The 5,420-nt window shown below is 69.7% G+C and carries 5 protein-coding genes and 1 pseudogene; all 6 read left to right on the top strand.

The genetic code is table 11. The features are described from left to right. Window positions 1-17: 17 nt before the first annotated feature. Window positions 18-296, top strand: a pseudogene (locus AC27IQ_RS18325) (ATP-binding cassette domain-containing protein); the annotation flags it as partial. A gap of 94 nt (window positions 297-390) precedes the next feature. Beyond that, window positions 391-777, top strand: a complete 387-nt coding sequence (locus AC27IQ_RS18320) for an ABC transporter ATP-binding protein C-terminal domain-containing protein (RefSeq protein ID WP_487090315.1) — start codon at window positions 391-393, stop codon at window positions 775-777. Further along, window positions 777-1,673, top strand: a complete 897-nt coding sequence (locus AC27IQ_RS18315; RefSeq protein WP_284424463.1) for a branched-chain amino acid ABC transporter permease — start codon at window positions 777-779, stop codon at window positions 1,671-1,673. The genes AC27IQ_RS18320 and AC27IQ_RS18315 overlap by 1 nt, the downstream gene beginning before the upstream one ends. 4 nt (window positions 1,674-1,677) lie before the next feature. Beyond that, window positions 1,678-2,718 carry a branched-chain amino acid ABC transporter permease gene (locus tag AC27IQ_RS18310; RefSeq protein WP_487090314.1) on the top strand — a complete coding sequence of 347 codons (1,041 nt, stop codon included), beginning with the start codon at window positions 1,678-1,680 and terminating at the stop codon, window positions 2,716-2,718. A 61-nt stretch (window positions 2,719-2,779) separates the two neighbouring features. Continuing rightward, window positions 2,780-4,111 carry an ABC transporter substrate-binding protein gene (locus tag AC27IQ_RS18305; protein ID WP_487090313.1) on the top strand — a complete coding sequence of 444 codons (1,332 nt, stop codon included), beginning with the start codon at window positions 2,780-2,782 and terminating at the stop codon, window positions 4,109-4,111. 36 nt (window positions 4,112-4,147) lie between these two features. Further along, window positions 4,148-5,420, top strand: a 1,273-nt coding sequence (locus AC27IQ_RS18300) for an acyl-CoA dehydrogenase family protein (protein WP_487090312.1), incomplete at its 3' end; no start/stop codon positions are given.

The following is a 5,420-nucleotide window of genomic DNA, read 5'->3' as shown; positions in this document are numbered from 1 at the left end:
GGTCTCGGCAGGGGCCGGTGGAGGGCGCTGCGCGGCATCGACCTGCACATCACGCCGGGCGAAGTGGTTCGGCATCATCGGGCGCGAGCGGCGCGGGCAAGAGCTCGCTGGTCAACATCATCAGCGGCCTGTACCGGCCCGACGCCGGCCGCGTGCGCATCGGCGGCGATTCCTTCGCGCAGGTGCCCACGCCCCGGCTGGCGCACCTGGGCGTGGCGCGCACCTTCCAGAACCTGGCGCTGTTCAAAGGCCTCTCCGTGCGCGACAACATCGCCCTGGGCCGCGTGCATGCGGCGCGCGCCAGCTTTGCCGAGCAGGTGCTGGGCTGGGGCCGGGCGCGCCGCGAGTGGCGCGATGCGCGCGAGCAGGCGCGCGAGGCCATCGACTTTTTTGGGCTTAGGGCATGTGCAGGACCGGCTGGCCGGCGGCCTCCCCTACGGCCTGCAAAAACGCGTCGAGCTGGCGCGCGCGCTGGTGGCACGCCCGCGCCTGTTGCTGCTGGACGAGCCCCTGGCCGGCACCACGGCGGGCGAGAAGAGCGAGATGGCCGCGCTGATCCGCGCCGCGCGCGACCGGCACGGCGCGGCGGTGGTGCTCATCGAGCACGACATCGGCATCGTGCTGGGCCTGTCGGACCGGGTGGCGGTGCTGGACTACGGCCGCAAGATCGCCGACGGCACGCCCGCCGAGGTGCGCGAGGACCCGGCCGTGATCGACGCCTACCTGGGCGTGGCGCACGACCAGGAAACCTCCCCACCCGAAACAGAGGCGCCATGATGGAAGGCTTCGACTTCGCCTTCCTCGCCGAGGTGCTGATCGGCGGGCTGCTGTCCGGCGTGATGTATTCGCTGGTGGCCATCGGCTTCGTGCTGATCTACAAGACCTCGGGCGTGCTCAACTTCGCGCAGGGCGCGCAGCTGCTGTTCGCGGCGCTCACCTTCGTGAGCCTGGTGGAGCGCGGCCTGCCGTTCGCACTGGCATTGGCGATCACCTTCGCGCTGATGGTGGCGCTGGGCCTGGCCATCGAACGCGTGGTGCTGCGCCCGCTGGTCAACCAGCCGCCCATCACGCTGTTCATGGCCACGCTGGGGCTGTCGTACGTGATCGAGGGCGTGGCCCAGCTGGTGTGGGGCACGCAGGTGCATTCGCTGGAGCTGGGCGTGTCCGATGCGCCCATCGAGATCGCGGGCGTGCTGGTCTCCACGTTCGATTTGTTCGCGGCCGGCGTGGCGGCGGTGATGGTGGCGGTGCTGTCGGCGTTCTTTCGCTACACCCGCGTGGGCCTGGCGTTCCGCGCGGTGGCCGACGACACCTTCGCCGCCCTGGCCGTGGGCCTGCGCCTGCCGGTGATCTGGGCCACCGTGTGGTCCGCCGCCGGCGTGATCGCGCTGGTGGCCGGGCTGCTGTGGGGGGCGCGGCTGGGCGTGCAGTTCTCGCTGTCGCTGGTGGTGCTGAAAGCGTTGCCGGTGCTGGTGCTGGGCGGCTTCGACTCCATCCTGGGCGCCATCGTGGGCGGGCTCATCATCGGCGCGCTGGAAAAGCTGGCCGAGGTGTACCTGGGTGCCTACGTGGGCGGCGGCATCGAAAGCTGGTTCGCCTACGCCGCCGCGCTGCTGTTCCTGCTGGTGCGGCCCGGTGGCCTGTTCGGGCAGCGGCCAGTGGAAAGGGCCTGACGCCATGGCACGCCACTTTCAACCCGCACGTTGGCCCCTCTGGGCGACGCCTGCCATCGCGCTGGTGCTGGCCTACGGCCTGGTGCCACTGCTCGCCACCGACTACGTGTTCGACGCGCTGCTGATCCCCTTCCTCGCCCTGTCGCTGGCCGCCGTGGGGCTGAACCTGCTGACGGGCTACGCGGGCCAGCTCTCGCTGGGATCGGCCGCCTTCATGGCCGTGGGCGCCTATGCGGCCTACAACTTTCAGTTGCGCGTCGAGGGCCTGCCGCTGCTGGCGGCCATCGCACTGGGCGGCGTGACCGCCACGGTGGTGGGCGTGGCGTTCGGCCTGCCCAGCCTGCGGCTGCGCGGCTTCTACCTGGCCGTATCGACCCTGGCCGCGCAGTTCTTCGTGCAGTGGGCGCTGACGAAGTTCGGCTGGTTCAGCAACCACAACCCCTCGGGCGTGATCGACGCACCGCCCATCGCCGTGGCGGGCGTGGCCTTCGACACGCCCACGGGCCGCTACCTCTTCGCGCTGACCGTGGTGGCCGTGCTGACGGCGCTGGTCTGGCGCGTGACCCGCACGCCCACCGGCCACCACTTCATCGCCGTGCGCGACAACGAGCTGGCCGCCCGCGTGATCGGCGTGCCGGTGCTACGGGCCAAGCTGCTGGCCTTTGCGCTGTCGTCGTTCGTGATCGGCGTGGCGGGCGTGCTGTGGGGCTTCGTCTATCTGCGCACGGTGGAGCCGGCGGGTTTCAACCTCGACCGCTCGTTCCAGATCCTTTTCATCATCATCATCGGCGGCCTGGCCACGCTGCGCGGCGCCTTCCTGGGCGCGGCGCTGATCGTCGTGTTCCCGCTGCTGCTCTCGCGCCTGGGCAGCCTGCTGCTGGGCCCGTGGTTCGACTCGGGCGTGCTGGAGCTGTGCCAGCGCATCGCCCTGGGCGCGCTCATCGTGGGCTTTCTCATCGCCGAGCCGCGCGGCCTGGCGGCGCTGTGGGAACGGGCGGTCGCCCGGCTGCAGCGCACGCGGCCGCCGCCCCCGCAGGGCGCCTGACCGGCTCCTCTCCCGCACCCCGCCATTCCCCTCTTCCTTTCTCTCCACAGGAGCGCATCGCATGTCCCTCGTCCGCCCTCTGAAAACCGCCTTGCTGGCCGCCGCGCTGGCGCTCGCCGGGCTGCAGGCCGCCCAGGCCCAGGCCGCCAAAACGCAGGAACAGTTCTTTCCGCTGCAGAGCTACCGCGTGGGGCCCTACGCCGCCGGCGGCACGGGCTTCTTCGGCGGCTTCATCGACTACCTGAACCTCGTCAACACACGCGACGGCGGTGTGGGCGGCGTCAAGCTGACGTGGGAGGAAGGCGAGACGCAGTACGAGGTGGAGCGCGGCGTGGAGGTGTACGAGCGCCTCAAGACCCGCCCCGGCATCGCCGCGTGGAACCCGCTGTCGGTGGGCATCGCCTATGCGCTGATCGACCGGGTGACGGCCGACAAGGTGCCGCTGCTCACCATCAACCACGGCCGCACCGACACCACCGACGGGCGCGTGTTCAAGTACATCTTCCCGCTGCTGGTCAACCCGTACAGCGAGACCTCGGGCATCGTGAACTACCTGGGCACGAAGGCGGGCGGCACGGAGAAGCTCAAAGGCAAGAAGATCGTGGTGCTGTACCACGGCTCGCCCTATGGCAAGGAGACCATTCCAATCTATGAATTGCTGGCCAAGCAGTACGGCTTCACGGTGCAGCAGATCGAGGTGCCGCACCCCGGCAACGAGCAGCAGTCGCAGTGGCTGACCATCCGCCGTGCCAAGCCCGACTTCGTGGTGCTGCGCGGCTGGGGCGTGATGAACCCGGTGGCGCTCAAGACCGCGCAGAAGACCGGCTTTCCGGCCGACCGCATCGTGGGCAACATCTGGTCCAACTCCGAGGAAGATGTGATTCCCGCGGGCGACGCCGCCAAGGGCTATGTCGCCATCACCTCGGTGGCGCCCGGCACGCAATACCCCGTGCTGCAGGACATCGTGAAGACGGTGTACGACGCCGGCAAGGGCAACCTGCAGGACAAGAAGCGCATCGGCAGCGTGTACCACAACCTGGGGGTGCTCAACGGCATTTTGAACGTCGAGGCCATCCGCATCGCGCAGGCGAAGTTCGGCAAGCGCACCCTCACCGGCGACGAAGTGCGCTGGGGCCTGGAGAACCTGAAGATCGACGAAGCCCGCGCCGCCGCCCTGGGCGCCAAGGGCCTGTTCCATTCCATCCACGTGACCTGGGACAACCACGAAGGCGACGGCCGCGTGGCTTTCCAGCAGTGGGACGGCACGCAATGGAAGGTCGTCTCCGACTGGATCGCGCCGGACTGGAAGCTGCTGCGCCCGATCATCGAAAAGTCGTCCCTGGCCTATGCCAAGGAAAAGAACGTGAAGGTGCGCCAGAGCATCGACGACTGACCCGTCCCCCTTCTTCACCCCACCCGGAGCGACGCCATGACCGACCTCTACCGCACCCCTTCCATCCTCGGCCCCGACTACGAAGCCATTGCCGCAAAGTACCGCCCCATCTTCGCGCGCATCCAGGCCACGGCCCTGCAGCGCGAGCAGCAGCGCCAGCTGGGCCACGATGCCATCCAGTGGCTCAAGGAAGCACGCTTCGGCGCCCTGCGCGTGCCCGCGGAGCACGGCGGCGACGGCGCCACGCTGCCGCAGCTCTTCCAGTTGCTGGTGGAGCTGGCCGAGGCCGACTCCAACATCGTGCAGGCGCTGCGCGGGCACTTCGCCTTCGTCGAAGACCGCCTGAACGCGCCGCGTGACGCGGCCAACATCGTGTGGCTGCAGCGCTTTGCCGAAGGCGACCTGGCCGGCAACGCGTGGACCGAAGTGGGCAACGTGGCCATCGGCGACGTCATCACGCGCGTGACGCCAAAGGCGGACGGGCGCTGGGTGGTCAACGGCCGCAAGTTCTACAGCACCGGCAGCATCTTCGCGGACTGGATCGACCTGTACGCCCGCCGCGACGGCCCGGGCGACGGCGAGGGCCTGGACGTGATTGCCGCCGTGCGTGCGCGCCAGCCCGGCGTGACGCACCACGACGACTGGGACGGCTTCGGCCAGCGCACCACGGGCAGCGGCACCTCGGTGTACGAGAACGCCGAGGTGGAGCCAGAGAACATCTTTCTGTTTGCCGACCGCTTCAAGTACCAGACGGCCTTCTACCAACTGTTCCACCTGGCCACGCTGGCCGGCATCGCCCGCGCCATCACGCGCGACGCGGCCGCCCAGGTGCGCGGGCGAAAGCGCATCTTCAGCACCGGCAACGCACCCAGCGTGGCGCAGGACGTGCAGGTGCAGCAGGTGGTGGGCGAGGTCTCGGCCATCGCCTATGCGGCCGAAGCCACCGCCGTGCGCGCCGCGTTTGCCGCCCAGCGCGCCTACGACGCGCACTGGCACGGCACGCCCGAGCAGGAAAAGCAGGCCAACATCGAGGCCGAGCTGGAATCCGCGCAGGGCCAGGTGGCGCTCACCGACCTGGTGCTGCGCGCCGCCAGCCAGTTCTTCAACGGGCTGGGCGCATCGGCCGCCAGCAGCGCACAGTCGCTGGACCGGCACTGGCGCAACGCACGCACCGTGGCATCGCACAACCCGGTGATCTACAAGGCGCGCATCGTGGGCGACTGGCACGTCAACGGCACCGAGCCGCCCTACGTGTGGCAGATCGGCGCCGGCCCCGGCCGGCCCGCGGCGGTGGCGCCCGCACCGGCCA

Source organism: Acidovorax sp. KPB24-07, assembly GCF_057543315.1.
Note: the sequence above shows the minus strand (reverse complement) of the source record. Positions and strands in the feature narration are given on the sequence as shown.

What these genes read in the sequence shown, in the direction of transcription:
- AC27IQ_RS18315 (WP_284424463.1), top strand. Translation starts at nt 777, where the DNA reads ATGGAAGGCTTCGACTTCGCCTTCCTCGCCGAGGTGCTGATCGGCGGG.
- AC27IQ_RS18305 (WP_487090313.1), top strand. Translation starts at nt 2,780, where the DNA reads ATGTCCCTCGTCCGCCCTCTGAAAACCGCCTTGCTGGCCGCCGCGCTG.
- AC27IQ_RS18310 (WP_487090314.1), top strand. Translation starts at nt 1,678, where the DNA reads ATGGCACGCCACTTTCAACCCGCACGTTGGCCCCTCTGGGCGACGCCT.